Source organism: Pseudomonas sp. FSL R10-0399, assembly GCF_009600165.1.
Taxonomy (GTDB): domain Bacteria; phylum Pseudomonadota; class Gammaproteobacteria; order Pseudomonadales; family Pseudomonadaceae; genus Aquipseudomonas; species Aquipseudomonas helleri.
The window spans coordinates 1-20,940 of the sequence record NZ_WIWK01000107.1; the positions used below are offsets into that span (position 1 = coordinate 1).

The following is a 20,940-nucleotide window of genomic DNA, read 5'->3' on the forward strand; positions in this document are numbered from 1 at the left end:
GCCCCAAGTAGGCAGCAGCCCCGGCTGCGCGATAGTCCATGCGCAAGTTGGTGCGCCGGGCCAGGGCGCGCACCAGCAGCCCGCCAAACACCAGCGACAAGCCCCAGTTGAGCAACGAGGCAACCATTGAAATCAACGCCACCCAACACACCGCCTGGCGACCGTTTTTCGGCACCTTGGCGAGTTTGTCGATCAGCTTCACCGCGGGTGGCGAGCTGGCGACCACGTAACCACCAATCACCACGAAGGCCATTTGCATGGTAAAGGGGATCAGGCTCCAGAACCCGTCACCAAACGCCATCGCGGCATCCGTGGGTTTGGCGCCCATTATCAGAGTGGCGAGCGCCACGACGATCACCGCAACGGCGGCAAACACCCAGGAGTCTGGGAACCAGCGTTCGGCAAAGTTGGAGCAGCGCAGGGCAAAGCGGGCAGAGCGACTGTCGGTCATCTCAGCGGCCATGGGGGAAACCTCGACTTTCTTATGATTATTGGGTGCCCAATCTCACTGCGAGCCCTCAGGCTCGCGGTTTACAGCTGGGCTGGTGGGTACAGTAAATGAATTTCGGCGGCTTTCCGATAGGCTGACCTTTGAACTCTGCCCCAGCGTCTACAGTCATTGCTTGTAAGCGGCACGCCTGTCGCTTGATAACGACCTGACAACATGGAGTTGAAAATGAAAGAACACACGTGTGATTGTCCGAGTTGTAACTGCAAAGTCGGTAGCCACGGCATCGAGCGCGATGGCAAGCACTACTGCTGCCAGGCGTGTGCCGACCATCACCCCAAAGGCCAGGCGTGCAGCACCTCCAGCGGCTGCCACTGCGGCGATAAAGCCAAGTAACGTGTAAAGCCTGCGCGCGCAGCCACGCGCTGCGCGCTCTTATGACAAGCGCTTGCCATCCTATGGCGGAGTAAGTGCGCGTAAGAAAAGTGCTCGCTGTGCGAGTTGAACGTCATCCAGCAAGTGGCCAACGTCGGGCACACCAACATTGTGCAAAACGCCTGGCATCGCGGGCAAAAGCTCTCGGTTCACGGTTGCATCTACGGCATTAAAGACGGCCGCTGGAAAAGCCTCGATACCACCATCAGTGGTCTGGACCAACTGCCACCGCAATACCGCCTGCTCCCGGTAAAACCTGTTTAAACCGTTACACATGCAAGTGGGAGCCGGCTTGCCAGCGATAGTATCAACTCGGTTTTTCTGAGCGATCGAGTCGCCTGAATCGCTGGTAAACCAGCTCCCACAATCGCGTTACAGTACCCATGGCAAGCAGCCGGTTTGTTCAGCTTTTTCAGCACATGACCGCTCGTCAGGAAGCCTTTAGAAACGCAGGCGAAAGCCGATGCTTCTATCACGCGCTTCCTATCCCTTGGTATCCCCCATGTTTAACAAACGCTTGAAACAGGAGCTGTCAGCTCTTCGCGAAGAACTGTCCTCAATTCAGCAAATCAAAGACAGCCTGGAGAGCGAAATGCTCTGCATGAGCCTGGACCCTGATGGGCGTGTCGAGTCGGTCAATGGCAACTTCACTCACGACATGAACTACTCGGGCAGCCAGCTCCTGGGGCGGCATATTGATGAGTTGGTGCCGGCTCATTTAAAGCATGACGAGCATCATCTGCGTTTTAAAAATGCCATGAACCGTGGTGAGCATTACAGCGGTACCGTGCGTTTGCTCCGGGGCAATGGGCAGGAAGCCTGGCTGCGCTCAATCATGCAGCCGGTGCGCAACTCCAGCGGTCAGATTATGCGCATCTCGATTTTTTCCAGCGACCTGACTCGCACCATAGAAGCCTCGCGTGACCACGAAAACCTGATGGACGCGCTGATGCGTTCAACCGCCGTTATCGAGTTCAATCTCAAGGGTGAAGTGCTCACGGCCAACGACCGTTTCCTGCGGGGTATGGGTTACTCGCTGGCGCAGATTCAGGGTCGGCATCATCGTATGTTCTGTACCTCCCAAGAGCAGAGCAGCGCTGAATATGAAGTCTTCTGGAAGCGCTTGAACGCGGGGGAGTTTGTTGCCGATCGTTTTAAGCGTATTGATAGCCAGGGGCGTGAAGTCTGGCTTGAGGCTTCCTACAACCCGGTGCGCGACGCCAATGACAACCTTTATAAAGTGGTGAAATTCGCCACCGTCATCACCGACCAAGTGCAGCAGGAACAAGCCGTGTCCGAGGCGGCGGGGATTGCCTACAGCACCTCGTTGCACACCGACAACAGCGCTCAACGCGGGACCATCGTCGTGACACAAGCGGTCGATGTGATGCGTGAGCTGGCCAAGCACATGCAGCAAGCAGGCGATGGCATCGAAGCACTGAACGATCAGTCGCAGGTCATTGGCAGCATCGTCAAAACCATCAGCGCGATTGCCGAGCAAACCAACTTGCTGGCGCTTAACGCCGCGATTGAAGCCGCCCGCGCGGGTGAGCAAGGGCGCGGCTTTGCCGTGGTGGCCGATGAAGTGCGTCAACTGGCTTCGCGCACCAGCAAGGCCACCGAAGAAATCATCTCTGTGGTGCGTAAGAACCAAGACATGGCAAGCCATGCCGTGGCGTTGATTGCTGACGGCAAACGGCAAGCCGAAGAGGGCCTGTCTCTGGCCGCGGAAGCCGGCACGGTGATTGTCGAAATTCAGGATGGCGCGAAAAAGGTGGTAGATGTCGTAGGGCGATTTGCTAATCAGCTATCAGCCTAAGACTTGATCTACATAGGGCGTGGGCCAACAAAAATAACCTTTGGTGTCCGAAAAGTCGCTGGTGAGGCGTAAACTCCAGGCTTTCCTGAAGGAGTTTCTATGAGTCTTTACCAGCCCGGCATCCTCGCCAAACCCGTGCCGCCGCAGGCGCGCTATATGTTTTTCGCCCTCAAGTCTGTAGAAGCACTGCCGGCTGCACTCGACACCTTGTCGCAGTGGGTAGACGGCAAAAGCGTGGTAGCAGGCTTGGGTTCACCGCTGGTACTGGCCTTGGGCGCAAAAGTGCCGGGGCTGCGCGTCTTCCCCGCACTCAATGCCGTGGTTGAAAACCCGTCGACCCAACACGCCCTGTGGCTGTGGTTGTGGGGTGATGATCGTGGTGAGCTGTTGCACCGCAGCCAGGCCATTGAAACGGCGCTGGCGCCTGCGTTCAACCTGTTGCAAGTGACCGAAGGCTTCCTCTACAACACCGACCGCGACCTGACCGGCTATGAAGACGGCACCGAGAACCCGGTGGACGAAGCGGCCGTAGACGCGGCCATCGTCACCAATGCAGGTCCGGGGCTGGACGGCGGCGTGTTTGTTGCCGTGCAACAGTGGCAACACGACCTCAATGGCTTTGCCGCCCGCCCGCAGGCCGAACAGGACAACATGATTGGCCGCCGTAAAAGCGACAACGAAGAACTGGACGACGCGCCGGAATCGGCTCACGTCAAACGCACCGCACAAGAGAGCTTCTCGCCTGAGGCCTTCACCGTACGCCGCTCCATGCCCTGGATTGAAAACGGCAAATCGGGGCTGATGTTCGTCTCGTTCAGCCGTACCTTGAACGCGTTTGAAGTTCAACTGCGCCGCATGAGCGGCATGGAAGACGGCATTGTAGACGCCCTCTACAGCTTCAGCCGCCCGTTGAACGGTGGTTACTACTGGTGCCCGCCGCTTAAAGACGGCCGCCTGGACCTGAGCGCGCTTCTGCCTTCCTAAGCCCGTGATCGCTGGCGAGGGCCGCAGCCCTGGGTCACTCGCCAGCGACTTGATTTTGCCGTTTCAGGAATTGTCTGATTATTTTTAACATTTTCGCGGCTTAGGCTCGCGGGATGAAATCGACTCCTCAAGCTGCCCGAAAACTACTCCACTTATTTGCCTCTGGCCTGATCATTGCGGTGATTGCTGGCTCGTTGATCTATTTGCGCGCGGTGTTTAACCAAGAGGTCTCTCAGCGCCGCAGTGTCATGAACGAAGCGGTGTTCAATGCCCAGGATTTTTTCGTCAGCCGCCAGACTTTGCTCAAGAGTCTGGTGCTAGCGGCTGTGCCTGATAAACCCGGCCACGCGCCCTTCATCAGTGTTGATCCTGAAGAAGAGACAAGCATTAGTCTGGGCAGCGAAAATGATCGCTGGAACCTATGGCTGACCCAGCGGATGGTAGAGCACCTGTCCGAGAGTAAAGTCAGTCTGTTGTATGTGTCGCAAGCGCAAGACCCAGAGGTGGTTCGCTTGTTTAACACCACAAGTCACTTGAGGCCCGTGCCCAAGGAGATCCTGCAACGTCTGGAGGATGAAGCCAGCAAATGGTATTCACTACGCGATGATCTATGGCTGACTGATAAAAAAGCCCTGGATTCGCCCTTTTATCTATTTGCCCGACTGGATAACCGCAACCTGGCATCAGGGTGGTTGGGCATTGAGGTCGAAGGCGCGGATCTTATAGACGCCTTGAGCAGTGAAAGCGCTGGCGATTTCATGCTGCTGGACGGCAATGGGCAAATTATTTTCACCAATGCGGTGCAATCCACGTTAGTGGACTCTTTGCACACGCTGGCGCCTAAAAACTCTTTCGGCTTTATTGGGCGTGGATGGTTTCCAGACAGTCTGGCGATCAGAAAAAAACTTGGTTATTCGAATTGGCAAATCGTCTATGCCGTAGATATTCGTACCCTGTTGCCTGTTTTGATGTGGCCTTTACTGGGCTGTGTGTTCTTGTTGATCGCATCGTGCATCGGATTGCGCCTGCTCATTGCGCGCATCGACAAGCGGCTGATCACCCCGGGTGAAAAACGTATTCAAGCACTGATTGAAAGTGAGGCGTTCAACCGCGCCGTATTGCAAATTGCTCCGGTTGCGCTGTGCGTAATTCGCCGTACAGATGGCACGGTGGTGCTGGAAAACTCCCTGTCGCAACAGTGGCTGGGTAGCGGCCGTGAGCGAAGCAAATTGTGCCATGGTTGGATTTCTCGTGCGTTTGACCAACGTGATGCGAGCACCAGCGATGAAGTAGAGATGGAAGATGGCCGGCTTCTCTACCTCGCATTCGCGCCGACTCGTTATAACGGCCAGGACGTGCTGATTTGCGCCTTCAGCGACATCACAGCACGTAAGCAAATTGAAGTGACGCTGGAGCGCGCCCGGCAATTGGCTGATCGTGCCAATGAGGCCAAGACTCTATTTTTGGCGACCATGAGCCATGAAATTCGAACCCCGCTGTATGGCGTTTTAGGCACGCTCGAACTGCTGGCACGCACTGAGCTTAATGACCAGCAAAACAACTACCTGAAAGCCATCGAGCGCTCATCTGGCAATTTGCTGCAATTGATTTGCGACGTGCTGGATGTGTCACGCATTGAAGCGGGCCAGTTGCAGCTGGAATTGAACACCTTCAGCCCCATGGAGCTGATCGAAGAAGTTGTTCAAGGCTATAGCGGGGCTGCGCAAGCAAAGGGCTTGCAACTGTTTGCCTTGATTGATTCGACTGTGCCCGAGTGGCTCAGCGGGGATGTCACCCGTATCCGCCAGATCCTCAATAACCTGCTCAACAATGCGTTGAAATTCACCGACAACGGCAAAATTGTCCTGCGGCTCAAAATGGACAGCCGTGATGATGAGCGCGTCTTGCTGCATTGGCAGGTGTCGGACACCGGAAAAGGCATCGCCATTGAAGAACAAGCGCGGTTGTTCGAGCCTTTTTACCAAGTGGAGTCGGCAAAAAATGTGGTTGCCGGAACCGGCTTGGGTCTCTCCATCTGCAAGCGCCTTATGCACCTGATGAACGGCAGCATGCGGCTGGTGAGTGAACCCGGTTTAGGCAGTAGTTTTACCCTGTATTTGCCTTTGGAGCAGGTGCGAGACAAAGAGCACCCAAGCCCCATGGGCGATTTGGCGCCCAGTGTGGTGTACGTGGTATCACCCCTGCGTGAGCTGGCCGAGTGTTACTGCGGCTGGTTACGTCGCTGGGGCGCGCGTGCCCATATAGGCCTGCCCAAGCCTGGCGACGTACTAAAGGGCGACGTGTTACTGGAGCTGCACCCTGGGGCTTTTGCGCAACGATTGGAGCCCGAGTGGACCGGCCCTGCCGTAGTGGCCGCCAGTGACCTGTCGTCACCGATCAATCCGGGCACTCTGTGTTGGCAGGCTAATCTGAATAGCTTGCAAGACGTCTACCGTGCCTTGTCCAAGGCACAAGGCACCAGCGCTGATACGCTCCTTGACCCGGAAGCTGAAAAGCACGAGTTCAAACTTGATCTGAGAATCCTGGTCGCTGAAGACAACGTGATCAATCAGTTGATTTTGCGTGATCAATTGGAGGAACTTGGCTGTTCAGTGACCTTGGCCAGTGATGGGCTGGAGGCCTTGGGCATGTGGCAAGACGCCAAGTTCGATCTGGTACTGACTGACGTCAATATGCCGAGAATGAACGGTTATGAATTGGCAGCCCAATTGCGCTCCATGAACGTGACCCAGCCCATTATCGGTGCCACCGCCAATGCGATGCGCGATGAGGGTGAGCGCTGCCTGCGCGCGGGGATGAACCACTGTTTGATCAAGCCTTTTACGCTGCACACCTTGTACAACTGTCTTCAGCACTTCTAAAGGAGGGTCCAGTGAAACCATATCGTGTTTTGGTCGTTGAGGATCATCCTTTTCAGCATGAGTACTTGCTGAATGTGTTCAGTGAGGTGGGCGGCTTTAAGGTTGACACTGTATGGGATGGCGATGAGGCGTTAGAGCACCTGGCGCGCCATAACTATGACCTGCTCCTCACCGATTTACTGATGCCCGTCATGGATGGTGTGCAGTTGATCCAAAAAATTGCCGCATTGAAAAAGCGTCCGGCGCTGGCGCTGATGAGTGCGTCATCACGGCGTATGTTGATCAGCGCGGGGCTGGTGGCAAAAAACCTGGGTATATCGGTAGTTGGTTTAATCTCCAAGCCGGTTGAGCTCAATGCCGTCATGCGCTTAAAGGAGCAGATGGCTGCTTACTGCCTGAACGGTCTGACAGACCCTGCGCTGACCATTGAAGTCGACCCGTTCAGCATTGTGCGAGCGATGGACAACGCCGAGATCCAGGCCTGGTTCCAGCCTAAGAAGTCCTTGCTCAACGGCAATATTCTCAGTGCCGAGGCATTGGTGCGCTGGGTCCACCCGGAAGCCGGAACATTACTCCCCAAAGATTTTTTATCATTGTTGATAAAACAGGGGCTGGAAGAGCGTCTATTGTGGTTGATGATGGAGCAAACCCTGCAAGCGCAAAGAAAATGGCGCGACCAAGGGTGGGATATTCCCGTCTCCATCAACCTGCCCACGCATTTGCTGGATAACCACCAATTGGCGGACCGCTTGCGTGATTACGTGGTGGCTGAGGGCGGGGAGCCGCGCAGCATCGTGTTTGAGCTTATGGAAAGCTCAACCACCAAAGAGCTCAGTAATTATTACGCAGGGGCTTGCCGCTTAAGGATGATGGGGTTCGGCTTGGCCCAGGATGACTTCGGTCAGGGGTTTAGTTCTTATTTCAATCTGGTGTCCACGCCTTTCAGTGAACTCAAAATTGATCGTTCGCTGGTGCATGGCTGTGTCGAAAATGAAAATCTGGCTTCTGCCTTGCGCAGCCTGGTTGAGTTGAGTCGAAAGCTTGGCCTGACGGTGGTCGCCGAAGGCGTAGAAACTCAGGCAGAGCTAGCGTTTCTGCGTCGTATTGGCTGTGATCAAGCGCAGGGTTTTCTGATTTGCGGGGCTGTTTCACCGGCTGATTTTGGAACTCTTTTGTTGGAGGATAGCTCCAAGCCATCATGGGGGTAACGTTGCACAAAAAATGATGGGCAGGCCGCTCGGCCAACTTTTTTATTCTTTCAGCACAACGTATCAGCGGTTCAAGGAAGCAAGGAGTGCTGCCTTTTGCAGTCCTGCGAGGGGGATTTCAAGCAGGCTGACCTTGCCGTCCATGCACTCCAGATTGGTGATGTGTACGTCTGTGTACGCCCTGATCATTGTTCGCTCGATTGACCGGGCGAACACTGGCCTAACCTCGAATTCACTCAGCGATAAAGAGCGATGCGTCATTAATTTGGAGTCAGGGCAATGCACGAAATAAAGGCAGTAATTGCCGATGACCACCCGGTGGTTTTAGTAGGCCTGCGGGAGATGATCCAGCGCGACACGCGTTTTGAGTTGGTCGGGGAGGCCGTCAGCTCATCGCAGTTGATCAAACTGTTGGTGTCGAATCAGCTCGATCTGGTCATAACCGACTTCAACATGCCCGGTGATGACCTTTACGGTGATGGCCTGCAGTTGATCGAATACATCATTGAACAGTTTCCGGCGGTGAAAATTCTGGTGCTGACCATGGTCAGCAATCAACTGATCATCTCCCGATTATTGGAAATGGGCGTGGCGGGGGTGATTGCCAAAAACCACATCCACGAAGAAATCGGCAAGGCGCTGAACGCCTTGGCCAATGATCGGCCTTATGTCGCGCCGAGTGTCCAGCCAATGTCTGTTCTGGCCAACGCTAAAGTGATCGATGAGCGTTTCTCCAACCTTTCGCCGCGCGAGGTTGAGGTGCTACGGCTGTTTGTAACTGGAAGCACCGTGAGCGAGATTGCCAAGCTGTTAAACCGCAGCGTAAAAACCGTCAGCACACAAAAAATTTCTGCGATGCACAAGCTGGAAGTGCTCACGGATCACGCGCTGCTCACTTACTGTATCAAGGCCGATCCTTTCGAGTCATAAGCCTTCTATCCCGGCCGTTCACAGCAACCTGTCTTTCAGGACTGGAGTCATAAACGTCATGCCCAAAATGAGAGTATTACTGGCCGACGATCATCCGATTGTGTTGATGGGCGTGCGCGAAATCATAGAGCGTGATCCGCGTTTCAAGGTCGTGGGTGAAGCCATGAATTCGTCTGAGTTGATCAGCAAGGTGTCGCAACTGCGACCTGACGTGATCATTACCGACTACAACATGCCGGGCGATGAACAATATGGCGACGGCACGCGCCTGGTCGAGTATTTGCGCCGGCATTTCCCTGAGCCCCGGGTGTTGATCCTGACGGTGATTTCCAACCCGCAGATTCTGGCCTGGCTGTATGAGTTAGGGATTAGCGGTGTGATTTCCAAGAACGCCGGTCTGGAGCAGATTCTGGTGGCGCTGGATGCGTTCTATCGTGAAGGGCATTACCAGCACAACTCGCATGAGGGCGCGTCGAGCGAAGAAATGGACGGCATTTCGCACAAGCTCAGCCAGCTCTCGGTCAAGGAGTTTGAAGTCTTGCGTCTGTTTGCCTCAGGCATGAGCGTGAGTGATGTAGCGCAGAGCTTGAATCGCAGTATCAAAACCATCAGCACGCTGAAAATATCAGGCATGCGCAAGCTTGATGTCGACAGTGATCAGGCGCTGTTGATTCTGTGCATCAAGGCCAATCTGTTTGCCTGACTGGCTTGAGTTACAGGTAGATCATTTCCAGCAACAGGGTTGAGCTGTAATTGCCTATCTCGGGCAGTTCTTGCCCGGTTTTCACCGGTCTGACCGACAGTTTGAGCTTTAGCTGCGTGTCTTGAATGGGGAAGATCAGTTGGTCGCCCAGCTTCAAATCCATCACTTTCTCGGTAAGGGTCATGTTGCTCAGGCGGGTTTTTAGCCCCAGCTTGTCGAGCGAGGTGCGCAGCGTCGTACTGTCAAAAGAACCGCTGCCGGCGCTTAAGCGCAGGTGCACAAGGCTGCCTTTGGTGCACGTGAAATCGAGGTCCACATCGGTCCATTCACTGATGTCAGTGCGCAGTGAATTAAGGTTCACCTTCGGGATGTTAATACTTTGCGAGGCCGGGAAACTGGCCGTGCACGGCGGTTTTATCAGCGTGCCCTTGATATCCAGTGAAGGGGCGTCTGCGGCGCAGCTGACAGTACTCAAACCCAGCACGAGTACGACCAATAGCGCGAACCATAGAGTTATTCGAGCAATCATGGGCATATCACAAGTAGTCGATATTAATTACAGCGGAGGCCGTGAACGTGCCTTCGGACAGTGCACCTTGCGCAATCAATTTAGCCTTCATGCTCAGATCAACCGCACCATTGAGGTTGGTGACGTTGCGCTTGGTGCCTTTGATGTTGATGACTGTGCTGTCACTTTTCCAGAACAGTGAATAACCCAGGTTTGTCCTGCCTGCCGAAGCCACGGTGTCCGACAGCGCCGAAGACGCCGTGACACTGATATTCAACACTGAGTTTGGCGGGCACGTCATGATCACCGGGACATCGATTTGTGCAGCAGTGCTCACCTGGTCATAACGCAGGGTGCCGAAATCGGCGGTCAGCACCTTATTGCTGGTCAATGTGCAAGGTGGACGAATCAACGTGCCTTTAACGGTAAGTGTGCTGCTGTCGCTGTCAGCATAGGCGTTGCCACACATGACCATGCCCAGCAGTGAAAGGGCTATAAGGTGTTTATTCATGATGCGTTCCTGTTGTTGGCTATGAGGTCGGATGGATAAGCGAAGATCCATCACAAGTACTCAATGCTAAGCACTGCTGACGTGCTGAAAGCACCTTCGTTTACCGCACCGAATGTGACCAGTTTAATTTTCATGCTCAGGTCAACGGTACCGCTTTGGTTGGTCAAATTACGCTTTACGCCGCTTAGATTGAGCAAGCTGTTATCGCTTTTTAAGTACATGGAGTAGCCCAAATAATCTTTGCCTGCCCATCCTTGGGTGGTAGACCCCGAAACAAGGGCGCTGGCCTTGAGGCTGACGCTCAGTGAGGAGTTCGCGGGGCACGTCAGGGTGACCGGCAGATCAATCATGTCAGCCGCGGCAATCTGGTCGTAGCGCAAGGTGCCAAAGTTGGCGGTCAGGGTCTTGCTGCTGGTCATGGTGCAGGGCGGGCGGGTCAACGTGCCGCTGACGTTGATGGTCACGCTATCTGTTACTGCATGGGCCGATGTGCAAGCCAGCCCCCCCATCAGTGCTGCGGCCAGCGCTAAGCGTAATTTCATGGTCGAGCTCCTGTGGTTGATCAGAGATAGGTGATGTTGAGGGTGTATTGGCTACTGAAGTTGCCGGTCGGCGATACGCTGGTATTCAGGCGCGGCCGAAAGCCCACGCCGATGGTATTGGCGCCAGTTCTCAGGGTTAACGAGCGCGGGCTGTTAAAGGTTACGGCGGTATCGTTATCGGCCCAGGTAGCGGCCATCGACAGCCCGGCCAGCGTGGTGGCCGAAACGCCCGTGCTGCCGCTGATGGCGGCTTGGGTCGGCACCAGAGTGGCAGTCACTTGCGTGCCTTTGGTGCAGTTCATCGTGACATTGGCCACTTGCTGACTGGTGGCGAAATCGCTGCTGTTGAGCGTGCCAAAAGACAGGTTCATGGTTTTAGCAGAACCCAGCGAACAGGCAGGTTGAGACACGGTGTATTTGATAAGGATGGTTTGAAGATAGTCTGAGTACAGCTCCCACCCCCCAGTGGACGTAACAAAAAGACTCACGCCCACCTGATAAGAGCCCGGTGTAGACGGCGCACTAGCGGCAAAAAGCACGTCATATGAAAATGTGGTGCCTACCGCCAAGGGCACACAACTGCTTGGCACGCAGGTCGTACCGGTTGTACCCATCCCACCGTTTGTCAGGAATCGAGTGCTGTTCTTGTGAAACGCTACGAAGTCATTACTTTTACCTACTGCGTTGAGCTGCGTGAAAGAGAGATTCGCTCCCACCGGGAACCATCGCGTGACTCGGCAGTTTGCGGTCATGTTTACTTGGATAACTGCGGATGGCGCCAGGGTTCCCAAATCGACCATGCCCTGGTTACCCGTAGCCGTGCAGGTCATGTTGTTTTCGTAAAAAGCAAAAGCCTGCTGACTGGCCAGACTGAACAGCAAGCCGAGTGCTAGCACCACCAGGGTTGGCCACTTCATACGACGGGGTTTAGCGGTGGAATCATGCATCGGGAGTCCCCTTTGTGTCTGTCGGCGTGGCCAGTTGGGCATTGCAACGCAGTTGCACTTGCCCAATGCCCGCGTCAGACAGGTTATAGGTGTTCAGGTCCAGGTCTTGGGTGCACCACGGCTGGCCGCTAACGTTAATCTGCAGGCGCGCCTTTTCAGGTACGCCGGTCATAAATACCCGGCCTTTATCCGCGACCATGGCGCTGCTCAGTAGCGTGCCATCGAGGTCGAACAGTTGAGCTTCAGCAGCGAAGGGCGCCGGTTTGCCATTGCTGGAGGTAATGCTGAGCAACAGGCGGCGACCGTTGTGGGTTTCAAAATTAGCCATCACAAAAGCGCCTCGATTAGGGGTGACTTCCTGCACCAAGTTCGCGATATCCGTGTTGTCCGAGAGCGAGTCAGTGTTGAGTGACACCTTGTTTTTGCGGTACGGCTGGGCTGACGGAATAATCGTGTAGCCACTGCTGTTGGTCTTGATCCCGCTTTTGGTCAACACACCGACATTGGCGGCCCCCGGCGTGGCCACGATGATGTTGGTTTCGCCCAATGGCTGGGTGAACATCAGGGTTTCGCGAGTGGCAACGACGCCGCCTTCCACGCCGTAGTCCATCTGACGGGTGTTTTGATCCCTGTTGTATGAGCCGTGCCATATGGCATTGGCGGCGTTGTAACGGGCCGCGATCGAACTGCCCAGCACGCGATCTTCATCGCTGATCTGCTGGTTAATACCCAAGGTGTAAGACAGCGCGTCGTTCTGAAATTGATTGCCGCTGAATGTCGCGTTACGCGACGCATTACCGGCCGTGTCCTGGTTGGTACTCAGGCCGACACGGCTGCTGCTGCCGGGGTTACCCAGCGGTAGACTGACGCTCAGTGACACGCTGCGGATGTCATCGCCGGTGCCGCTGTTCTGGGCCAGGCCTACGTTGTACGAAGCACTGCCGACACTGAAGCTGTAGCCCACTTGAATGGACGTATTGCTTTGGGCCCTGTTCCAGTAATCGGTTTTGGTCAGGTTGGCGTACATGCCGCCATAGTTGCCCAGTTGTTGCGATACGTTGGCGGTAAAGCTGCTTTTCATATGGCCGCCCAAATAGGGAGAAAAAGCAGCGTTATTACTGAGCGTTTCATCTGTGTACGGCACCAGCGTATTGTTGGCGCGTGCGCTGATGGCCTCGTTAAAACTGTAATAGCCGTTGGTGGAGTAGCGATAGCCCACCAGGCTGAAGCTGGTATCGGTCAAGTCGATGGACTTGGAGTAGCGAAACCGGTACGACTGCCCTGACAGGGTCTTGGAATCCGTGCCTATGTCATCACTGATGGCATGGGTCACATCCAGCGAAATGGCGCCGAAGCCAGCGAAGTCATGGGCAAAGCCCACCAGCGCCGATTTGTATTGCTCGCTGACGATAGAGCCACCAAACAGCGTGGTGCCCTCTGTCAGCCCGCGACGGTAGGTACCCTGAACAAAGGTGGGTTTCTGCGAGTTCAGCGCACCGTCTGCCGGGCGGAATTGCCCCGCTGTGACCGAGTAGCTCTGTTGGCCTTCGCGCAACATATACGGCACCGACGAGAACGACTGGATATACACCTGGCGCTCACCATTGGGGCCTTCGACCGTCACTTCGATGTCACCGTTGCTGGACGTCGAGTACAGGCCCTTAAGGGCGAAAGGTCCGGACGGCACCCACTGTTCACTGATCACATAGCCGCGCTGGCGCAAGGTCACCAGCGAGCGACCGTTGGCCACCCCACGGATCACCGGGGCAAAGTTGCGCGCATCATCGGGCAGCATGTCCAGGTCAGACGCAATGCCCACACCGCGATACGAGATCGTGTCAAACAGGTCGCTGTCGGTTGAGCTTTCACCAACGGTGGCAATGGCCATCAGGTTGCCCAGGTCATGCTGGACATAGGTGTCTACGGACTTCCAGCTGCCTTCGACATTGGTGCTTTTTTGCCAGGTCGAAAAGTTGCGAAAGCGCCAGGCACCGCTATTAATGCCGCTGTGTACACTGCCGAACTGGGATTGGCGGTTGCCGGTCTGGGTTTCGTAGTTACTGCCGGAAAAGCTGTAATTGGCAAATGCAACCTGCTCGCCGTTGCTCCAGTTTTTGCGGCGAGTCTCGAACGGCACATCGCCGATAAAAGCCTGAGGCACTTGCAGGTTCAGGCTTTGTTTATTGAAGTCGTAGTCGTACGTGACGCCGGTCAATTCACGGTTGAAGTACACACACTTGTCAGGGCTGATCTCTGCGTCCTTCAGGCGCGCGGGGTCAATGCCCAGCTCCGTCAGGGCTTGAAGGCTAAAGCACGGGAACAGGCCGTTAGGTGTAGATACCTGGCTCGGGGTCTCGCGAATAAAGTTCATGTCGCGTTGTTCAACCACCCGGTCATCCACTGACAGGTCAACCCGGTAAATCCCGGGCAATTGCCCCTGGCTCATGGCTTTAACTTGCTCAGCCACTTCGGACGACGTGTTACCGCCACCAATTTCGAGAAAGGAAGAGTCGAAGCTGAATTCCGCATGCGCTGCAGTTGCGGTGAAGCCGAGAACACTAAGGCTTAACGTACTTAAGTTTTTTACTCGGCGCGCGAAGGCGCACATGCGCACTCGCAGCATGAGGGAATCCTTCTGTTCAACGGTTCATTCACGAATCAATGAGGGGTAACAGGTGCCGCTTTGACGGTGCTGCCGTATTCATTGATGTAGCTGAGTTCCAGCGTGTCGCTGTTTTTCAGCGCGATCGCCGTGGCGACGGTGCTGCCGGGCTTGATCACCTCGGGCATGCCTTTGCTGGCCGTGTTGTTAATCAGCAAGTCACTGACGACTACGTTGTAGCCCGACGGGTTTTGAACCGTCAGTTTTCCGCCTTCAGCACGCCATTGAAGTTTTTCAACAGCCTCAGGCAGAGAACCCTGCAAGCCGGCAGGGCGGTAGAACAGTTTGATGGTGGTCTTAAGGGCGATCTGCAGCACGTTCTGGCTGCTTTGCTCGGCACTCTTGGCCGGGATCGCTTTGACATTCAGTAAAAACAGGCTTTCTTTGTCGGTGGGCAGGCTTTTAACGTTGGTGGCGATGATTCGCAGGATGTTCTGAGCTTTGGCGTCCAGGCGGAACAGGGGCGGCGTGATGATGAATTCATCTGCACTGTCATCCTTATTGTCATAAGGGCTGACCCACGATTGCACCAGATACGGAACGCCATCTTCGCCCGAGTTTGAGAGTGATAGGTTGGCTTCCTTTTCCTTGCTTTGGTAGACGACGCGTGTGGAGCCGACATTGACGCCTGCCTGAACGTGGGGCAGCCAAAAGCCTGCTGCCAACGCCAAAAAGGCTGCAACTTTTAAACGCATGTAGAGGTCCTCTTGTTAACGCCAGAGCCCGTGATTAGTCACGAGCCCTTGCGTTAATAAACATGAGTTACTTGTAAGTAACGTCGAAGGTAGCCAGCGCGTTAACCTGACCGGTACCGATACCACGGGTACCTGGTGCACCCTCGGTGCCTGGGGTATCAGCCACAAGGCGTACGTAGGACGCTGTAAAGTCAAACGTGTTGGACTGTGGGCGCAGCACGTAATCGGTGCTGGCGGTGTTCAAAGGCAGTTTGTCGCCGGTACGGGCGTCAGCGATCTGGATACCTACGCCAGATACCTGATTAGAACCGACCATGCCCAGTACGGTGGCGTCCGATGCCGCTTGTTGGCCGCTGAACTTGATGGAAGCGTTCTTCAGGGTCGAACCGCTGCAGTTTTCCAGCGAGATCGAGAACGGTGTAGCACCCGAGGTCGCGACAGCGCCTACAGTGTTAGGGAAGTCAGCAATACGGACCTGGCCCATATCAACCGACTTTTTCACGCTTTCGCTGTTGATGGTGCAGGCGTTATCGTTGACGCTGCCAGTGAATTCAACTTGACCATCAGCTGCGTGTACGGTGGCAGCTGCCATTGCGATCAGCAGCGTGGAGCCGCACAGCGCAGTGTATTTGCCGATTGTTTGAAACATGAGAGATGCCCTCTGCAAGAAATTATGTGTGATATCCATTTTTGATCGTCCCCCCCTGTTCACGGCTCGCCGCAGCAGGTGTTGCATAGGATGCAATTTGCCGGGCTTGAGCCCCATCAGACGATTCCTGTTTTCGTAGGCACTATATTTTTGGGCCGCAATGCCCCTGATAGGCTCTCTCATGAAACAAGCAAAAGTACGCCTCGGTGCCTTGGCACTGAGTTCACTCAGACTCAATAAATTGCTGCTCCTGCTGACCGGGCTGGCCCTGCTGTTGGTGAGCATGAGTTATTGGGCGGTTAACTGGGTGTTGAAGGAGGAGGGCGAGAAGACTGATTTTCACTTTGCGCGGCTGATGGAAAGCATTCATGAACATGAAGCCTTTTTGCGCACGGCAGCCGAAAGCTATGGCCAGGATAACGAGAATCTGTTGGAAGACAGTGTGCCGCGCTCACACACCGAGTTGATGCGTCAGGCCGATGAGCGTTTGTTCCAGAGCCGCGATACCGCCAAGTCACTGCCCTTTACCGTCAGCCAGCGCGACAAGTTCAGCGCTGAACAAATGGCCGGCGTTTACTCGTTTGGCGTGCAGTTGACCGATCTGTTTGCCGCCTATTGGTCCGATTCCCATTACACGGCGCCCCAAGTGTTTGTCTTTTCACCCACCGACCTGTTCACCATTGCCGTGCCCGGTATTGATGGAGCCCGGCAGTTCCCGCTGCTACAAAAATTCAACTTCTTTGAGGTGACCAAACGCCTGTATGACCAGCTTGTCACCTTGGGTCCTAAACTAGATGACAACCAGGTGTTATGGGTACGTGCCCCGGCCGGCCTTATCCAGAAACGCAAATACATCGTGGGCGCTATCGGGGTGGGTTTGTCTCATCGCTTTTTGCCCGGCCCAGCAGATGACGACTCCGTGATCCTCACCGCTTTGCTGGATGTCAGTGATATCAGTGACCTTGAGCGGTTATTGATGCGCCCGAGCAAGAGTCAGCTGACGCTGATTTCGCCCGCAGGCGAGGTACTGCTGGGCGATGATCTGGATGCGTATGACTTGCCGTTTGGCATGAGTTTTCAGTCTGACGGTTTGCACTTCAAGTTGAGTTCGGGGGGCTCAGATCCTTGGGTCGGTCTGTACACCATCAGTTACCAGAACTTTTTCGGTTACGCCAAGTGGCCCTTGTTGGGAACTGTGGTGCTGGTCTTGCTGTTTGCGTTGATTGCCTGGCGCCTCAACCGCTGGTATCGCCTGCAAATCATCGAACCTGCAAACCGCGCCAACCAGTCGCTGGCTGAAAGCGAAGAGTTCAATCGGGTCATGCTCGACAATGCACCCGTTGGTTTGTGTGTGGTGCAGCGTGGCACGGGCATCGTATTGCTGGAGAATCAGCGTGCCCAGCAATGGCAGGGCACGCCTGAATTGATCGCGCTCTTGAAGCGCGACTATGCCAAGCGTGAACCGGGCGAGGTCCAGCTGGAGGTTGCCGGCCGCCACCTTCTGGTGTGTTTTGCGCTTACCCGTTACAAGGGCAAAGACGTGGTGCTGTGTGGTTTCAACGACATCACCCGGCATGTCGACGACGCCAATATGATGGAGGAGGCGCGCCGCTCCGCCGATGAGGCCAGCAAGGCTAAAACCCTGTTTCTGGCCACCATGAGTCATGAAATCCGCACGCCTCTGTATGGCGTACTCGGCAATCTCGAGTTGCTGGAAATGACCCCGCTCAATGCACGTCAGCAGGAATACCTGCGCACCATTCAGCGTTCGTCGACGGTGTTGTTTCAACTCATCAGCGATGTGCTGGACGTGTCCAAGATCGAGTCCGGGCAAATGGCGGTCGAGCCGAAACCCTTTAGCCCGCTGGATGTGTTTGAAGATGCGGTGCGCAGTTATGCCGCTTCGGCAAACAACAAAGGCCTGAAAATTTTCGCCTGCGCTGACGCCTCCTTGCCGCCTCTGGTGTGCGGTGATGCGGTGCGAATCCGTCAAATCATCAACAACTTGCTCAGCAATGCCATCAAGTTCACGGATTTTGGGCGTGTGGTCCTGCGGCTGAAAGTGACAGACATCGAGCGCGACCATGTCTCACTGCAATGGCAAGTCTCCGACACCGGTATGGGCATCAGCGAGCAGGAACTGCCGAAACTGTTCAAGCCTTTTTCTCACGTGGGGGGGAGCGAGCTGGCGGGTGGTGCGGGGCTGGGGTTGTCGATCTGCGCTCGGCTCAGTGAAATGATGGGCGCCCACTTGCGAGTAGTCAGTGAGCCTGGCTTGGGCAGCAGTTTTTCATTGCATATACGCTTGCCCATCGTGGCAGGTGCGCTGGCCAACAGTACCGACATTAATCTGCAAGGCGTGAGCGTTTATGTGCGTGCGCCGCTTAAGGATCTTGCCCAGAGCCTGACTGAATGGCTTGGCGGTTGGGGCGCGCGAGCCTTGGTCTGGTCGGATGCAGGCACTGAAGACAGTGATGCCGTGTTGCTCGACGTTGAGCCGGATCCATTGGCTGCGCAACTTTGGCAGGGCGCCCGAGTGATCGCCACGGGAACCGCGCCGAGCCTGCCGCAAAAAACAGTGCGCGGTTGGGAGGTCAATGCCTATGACATCCGCGCGATTGCCAAAACCTTGATGCAGGTGGCGCAAGGCTCTACCTGCGAACTGCCGGCCTACATCGCCGAGCCTGTTTCAGACATGGACTTGAGCGTGTTGGTTGCAGAAGACAACCCCGTCAACCGCGAGATCCTCAAGGAACAGCTTGAGGCCTTGGGCGTACGGGTGACGTTGGCCCAAGATGGCGAAGAAGCCCTGTTGCGTTGGAAAGAGGCGTCATTCGATCTGGTGATCACCGACGTCAACATGCCCAAGCTCGACGGGTATCAGCTCACCCAGCGCTTGCGTCAGTTGGACTCGGACGTACCGATTATTGGAGTGACTGCCAATGCGTTACGTGAAGAGGGCGAACACTGCCTCAAGGTCGGGATGAACGCCTGGCTAGTCAAACCCTTGAACCTTGAGACCTTACGCCAGACCTTGGCAGCCTATTCTCGGCAACCCGCAGCAGTGGCTCCGCAGGCACTACAGGAACAGGCGCCCGCTGAACATGCTGCTGACCTTGAAGGCTGGATAACCCTTTCGCCAGCCATGCATCGTTTGTTTGTGACAACCATGCAGGAAGACCTGGAACAGGCTGAGCAGGCTTTGCAAACCTCCAATACTTCAAAGCTGATCAGCTATCTGCACCGAATCAATGGTTCGCTAGCCACCGTAGGGGCTCAAGATCTGGCTGCGGCGTGCGGTGTGTGTGAAGTAACCCTGTTGCATGAGCCTTTGAATCCAGAGTCGGCCAGTGCGGTTGAGGCATTTTTGAAGCGATTGCACCGGGTTGTGCTCAAGATGATTGAGGGCGCGTTGTACCCGCCTCGATAGGCATAGCCTTGTATCGGCCATGACGCGCCTGCTTGCACTCAGGCGCGTGCTGCTTTAGTGCGTCGTCACACCATCCAGCGATTTATCCACATACGCCTTGGCCAGCTCCACCAGGTGCATGCAGGACAACACCAAACTACGCGAATGCCCGCTCAAGCCATTCCCCGCCTCACTCGCCGAAGCGCCCGCGTAGCGCAACAAGTCTGACGCTTGGGCCAAAGCCGCTTCTAAATTGACGCTGTCGGGTATGGCATACGTGGCCTGATCCACGTGCCGTGGAGGCTTATGGTCGTGCAGGTAGTAATCGAGGGCGCGATCGGTGGCGGCACGGTCTAACGACGATGCATCGCACTGAGCAGCAGTTTGCAGGGGTAGGGCGGGTGGATCGGGGACCAGCTTTTTCATTGTTACAACTCCTAGGGTGTTTAAGGAGCTGTCACTTGTCGCGACTAAACGAATGGGTGGCAGCCATGCGCAGGTTAGTCGACCGGTCACCTAGGAACCCGGCGCGCCACATGGACGCCCTGCGCACGGCCACCATAAAACGCAGGCCAAGAAAAAGCGCCTCGCGGAGGTGGCGCCTTGCGCCTAGGGAACACGGGCGACTAAACCCGACCGCTGTTTTGCAGCGATGGGCCGAGACTATTCCCCGAAATGATCAGGCACAAGCGAACGGAAGTTTCTAGGATGTTTCAGCGGATTGAAAGGGAAGCGTCGTACGAAATGGCTGATTAGCAACCTCTGTAGTCGCTGCCGCAGGCTGCGATAAGGGCCGCAAGCCCTTCAAAAGCGGGTCGCTGCGCAACCCATCGCAGCCTTCGTTCCTCGTCAGCGACTACAGGCTATTTATCGACAGGCACAAAAAAGCCCGCACTAGGCGGGCTTTCTCGTTGGTTTCATTTCATCTTGCGATGTGGTGAAACCGGTGTTTGGTGGCTACACAGGGACTTGAACCCCGGACCCCAGCATTATGAATGCTATGCTCTAACCAACTGAGCTATGTAGCCGATGGCGCGCATTATTCCCTCGTAAGGGGGGTGTGTCAAGCAAATATCTGAAAATTTTCTCTGCGCTATCAAACGCTTAAGGTTTCTCGGGGTTCGGATGGCACTGGCTTGTTAAAAAATGGCACATTGGGGCACTTGCACGTGCATTCATCTGTTGCCTGGAAACCCTTATGGCTATTAGCGACACTCCAATAAAAACAACGCCAGACCTTCAAATGCCTCAAGCCAGCCCGTTAGTCCTGCGCATTATCGGGGCCGTGGCGCTGGCGCATTTGATCAATGACTTGATCCAGGCGGTGTTGCCGTCGATCTATCCGTTGCTCAAGGACAAATACGATCTGACCTTCACGCAGATCGGTCTGATTACCCTGACTTTTCAACTCACCGCGTCGCTGTTGCAGCCGTGGGTGGGTTACTACACCGACCGTCACCCCAACCCGCTGTTATTGCCGTGCGGCATGGTGTGTACGCTGGTCGGGATTTTGATGTTGTCTCAGGTCGGCAGTTTTCCACTGATTTTGCTGGCTGCCGCGTTGGTCGGGGTGGGCTCGTCGACCTTTCACCCCGAGGACTCGCGGGT

Annotated in this window: 17 protein-coding genes, 1 tRNA gene and 3 pseudogenes; 11 read left to right on the forward strand and 10 right to left on the reverse strand. The window is 55.4% G+C overall.

All coding sequences use genetic code 11. The features are described 5' to 3' along the window. A partial coding sequence (locus GHO41_RS23455) for a TIGR00366 family protein (RefSeq protein WP_178126562.1) occupies positions 1-463 on the reverse strand: 463 nt, incomplete at its 3' end. Between the two features lie 213 nt (positions 464-676). Here GHO41_RS23455 and GHO41_RS23460 point away from each other — a divergent pair. The 9 genes and pseudogenes from GHO41_RS23460 to GHO41_RS23495 all read left to right on the forward strand — a co-directional run bounded on the left by GHO41_RS23460 (position 677) and on the right by GHO41_RS23495 (position 9,409). After that, the gene (locus GHO41_RS23460) at positions 677-844 is read left to right on the forward strand and encodes a metallothionein (protein WP_048368434.1); all 168 of its coding nucleotides are present in this window, start codon (positions 677-679) and stop codon (positions 842-844) included. 96 nt (positions 845-940) lie between these two features. Continuing rightward, a pseudogene (locus tag GHO41_RS23465) lies at positions 941-1,147 on the forward strand (carbonic anhydrase); the annotation flags it as partial. Positions 1,148-1,484: 337 nt separating this feature from the next. Then, positions 1,485-2,162, forward strand: a pseudogene (locus tag GHO41_RS30800) (PAS domain-containing protein); the annotation flags it as partial. A gap of 111 nt (positions 2,163-2,273) precedes the next feature. Further along, positions 2,274-2,702, forward strand: a pseudogene (locus GHO41_RS30805) (methyl-accepting chemotaxis protein); the annotation flags it as partial. A 99-nt stretch (positions 2,703-2,801) separates the two neighbouring features. Beyond that, positions 2,802-3,686, forward strand: a complete 885-nt coding sequence (locus GHO41_RS23475; RefSeq protein WP_153327052.1) for a Dyp-type peroxidase — start codon at positions 2,802-2,804, stop codon at positions 3,684-3,686. 113 nt (positions 3,687-3,799) lie between these two features. Then, entirely contained in the window at positions 3,800-6,568 is a 2,769-nt protein-coding gene (locus GHO41_RS23480) for an ATP-binding protein (RefSeq protein ID WP_048368430.1), read from the forward strand. An 11-nt stretch (positions 6,569-6,579) separates the two neighbouring features. After that, the gene (locus tag GHO41_RS23485; protein WP_048368429.1) at positions 6,580-7,776 is read left to right on the forward strand and encodes an EAL domain-containing protein; all 1,197 of its coding nucleotides are present in this window, start codon (positions 6,580-6,582) and stop codon (positions 7,774-7,776) included. Between the two features lie 279 nt (positions 7,777-8,055). Next, positions 8,056-8,706, forward strand: a complete 651-nt coding sequence (locus tag GHO41_RS23490) for a response regulator (protein ID WP_048368428.1) — start codon at positions 8,056-8,058, stop codon at positions 8,704-8,706. Positions 8,707-8,764: 58 nt separating this feature from the next. After that, on the forward strand, positions 8,765-9,409 hold the full coding sequence (locus GHO41_RS23495) for a response regulator (protein WP_048368427.1): 645 nt from the start codon (positions 8,765-8,767) through the stop codon (positions 9,407-9,409). 10 nt (positions 9,410-9,419) lie between these two features. On the opposite strand, the gene GHO41_RS23500 is transcribed toward GHO41_RS23495, so the two are convergent. From GHO41_RS23500 to GHO41_RS23530, 7 genes are all read right to left on the reverse strand, one after another. Continuing rightward, complete coding sequence (locus GHO41_RS23500) at positions 9,420-9,893, reverse strand: fimbrial protein (protein ID WP_227024775.1); 474 nt, start codon at positions 9,891-9,893, stop codon at positions 9,420-9,422. A 52-nt stretch (positions 9,894-9,945) separates the two neighbouring features. Then, the gene (locus GHO41_RS23505; protein ID WP_048368425.1) at positions 9,946-10,428 is read right to left on the reverse strand and encodes a fimbrial protein; all 483 of its coding nucleotides are present in this window, start codon (positions 10,426-10,428) and stop codon (positions 9,946-9,948) included. A gap of 50 nt (positions 10,429-10,478) precedes the next feature. Beyond that, positions 10,479-10,970: a fimbrial protein gene (locus GHO41_RS23510; protein WP_153327056.1), complete on the reverse strand. Its 492-nt coding sequence runs from the start codon at positions 10,968-10,970 to the stop codon at positions 10,479-10,481. A 20-nt stretch (positions 10,971-10,990) separates the two neighbouring features. Continuing rightward, a complete protein-coding gene (locus GHO41_RS23515) occupies positions 10,991-11,917 on the reverse strand; it encodes a fimbrial protein (RefSeq protein WP_153327058.1) in 927 nt (308 codons plus the stop codon). Further along, on the reverse strand, positions 11,910-14,540 hold the full coding sequence (locus tag GHO41_RS23520) for a fimbria/pilus outer membrane usher protein (protein WP_153327060.1): 2,631 nt from the start codon (positions 14,538-14,540) through the stop codon (positions 11,910-11,912). Before GHO41_RS23520 ends, GHO41_RS23515 begins: the two co-directional genes overlap by 8 nt. Before the next feature lie 35 nt (positions 14,541-14,575). After that, positions 14,576-15,274, reverse strand: a complete 699-nt coding sequence (locus tag GHO41_RS23525) for a molecular chaperone (RefSeq protein ID WP_153391035.1) — start codon at positions 15,272-15,274, stop codon at positions 14,576-14,578. Positions 15,275-15,341: 67 nt separating this feature from the next. Next, positions 15,342-15,923 (reverse strand): fimbrial protein, encoded by a 582-nt coding sequence (locus tag GHO41_RS23530; RefSeq protein WP_048368420.1) that lies wholly within the window; start codon positions 15,921-15,923, stop codon positions 15,342-15,344. Positions 15,924-16,104: 181 nt separating this feature from the next. On the opposite strand from GHO41_RS23530, the gene GHO41_RS23535 reads away from it, so the two are divergent. Continuing rightward, a complete protein-coding gene (locus GHO41_RS23535) occupies positions 16,105-19,353 on the forward strand; it encodes a hybrid sensor histidine kinase/response regulator (RefSeq protein ID WP_153434781.1) in 3,249 nt (1,082 codons plus the stop codon). A gap of 54 nt (positions 19,354-19,407) precedes the next feature. On the opposite strand, the gene GHO41_RS23540 is transcribed toward GHO41_RS23535, so the two are convergent. Continuing rightward, positions 19,408-19,758, reverse strand: coding sequence for a DUF6124 family protein (locus GHO41_RS23540; RefSeq protein ID WP_048368418.1), 351 nt, complete (start codon positions 19,756-19,758; stop codon positions 19,408-19,410). A 525-nt stretch (positions 19,759-20,283) separates the two neighbouring features. Further along, positions 20,284-20,360, reverse strand: a tRNA-Met gene (locus GHO41_RS23545). Between the two features lie 215 nt (positions 20,361-20,575). Between GHO41_RS23545 and GHO41_RS23550 the strand changes: the two genes are divergently transcribed. Continuing rightward, a partial coding sequence (locus GHO41_RS23550; protein ID WP_256678836.1) for an MFS transporter occupies positions 20,576-20,940 on the forward strand: 365 nt, incomplete at its 3' end.

What these genes read in the sequence shown, in the direction of transcription:
- GHO41_RS23480 (WP_048368430.1), top strand. Translation starts at nt 3,800, where the DNA reads ATGAAATCGACTCCTCAAGCTGCCCGAAAACTACTCCACTTATTTGCC.
- GHO41_RS23535 (WP_153434781.1), top strand. Translation starts at nt 16,105, where the DNA reads ATGAAACAAGCAAAAGTACGCCTCGGTGCCTTGGCACTGAGTTCACTC.
- GHO41_RS23495 (WP_048368427.1), top strand. Translation starts at nt 8,765, where the DNA reads ATGCCCAAAATGAGAGTATTACTGGCCGACGATCATCCGATTGTGTTG.
- GHO41_RS23475 (WP_153327052.1), top strand. Translation starts at nt 2,802, where the DNA reads ATGAGTCTTTACCAGCCCGGCATCCTCGCCAAACCCGTGCCGCCGCAG.
- GHO41_RS23490 (WP_048368428.1), top strand. Translation starts at nt 8,056, where the DNA reads ATGCACGAAATAAAGGCAGTAATTGCCGATGACCACCCGGTGGTTTTA.
- GHO41_RS23505 (WP_048368425.1), bottom strand. Translation starts at nt 10,428, where the DNA reads ATGAATAAACACCTTATAGCCCTTTCACTGCTGGGCATGGTCATGTGT.
- GHO41_RS23525 (WP_153391035.1), bottom strand. Translation starts at nt 15,274, where the DNA reads ATGCGTTTAAAAGTTGCAGCCTTTTTGGCGTTGGCAGCAGGCTTTTGG.
- GHO41_RS23520 (WP_153327060.1), bottom strand. Translation starts at nt 14,540, where the DNA reads ATGCTGCGAGTGCGCATGTGCGCCTTCGCGCGCCGAGTAAAAAACTTA.
- GHO41_RS23530 (WP_048368420.1), bottom strand. Translation starts at nt 15,923, where the DNA reads ATGTTTCAAACAATCGGCAAATACACTGCGCTGTGCGGCTCCACGCTG.
- GHO41_RS23515 (WP_153327058.1), bottom strand. Translation starts at nt 11,917, where the DNA reads ATGCATGATTCCACCGCTAAACCCCGTCGTATGAAGTGGCCAACCCTG.
- GHO41_RS23540 (WP_048368418.1), bottom strand. Translation starts at nt 19,758, where the DNA reads ATGAAAAAGCTGGTCCCCGATCCACCCGCCCTACCCCTGCAAACTGCT.
- GHO41_RS23460 (WP_048368434.1), top strand. Translation starts at nt 677, where the DNA reads ATGAAAGAACACACGTGTGATTGTCCGAGTTGTAACTGCAAAGTCGGT.
- GHO41_RS23510 (WP_153327056.1), bottom strand. Translation starts at nt 10,970, where the DNA reads ATGAAATTACGCTTAGCGCTGGCCGCAGCACTGATGGGGGGGCTGGCT.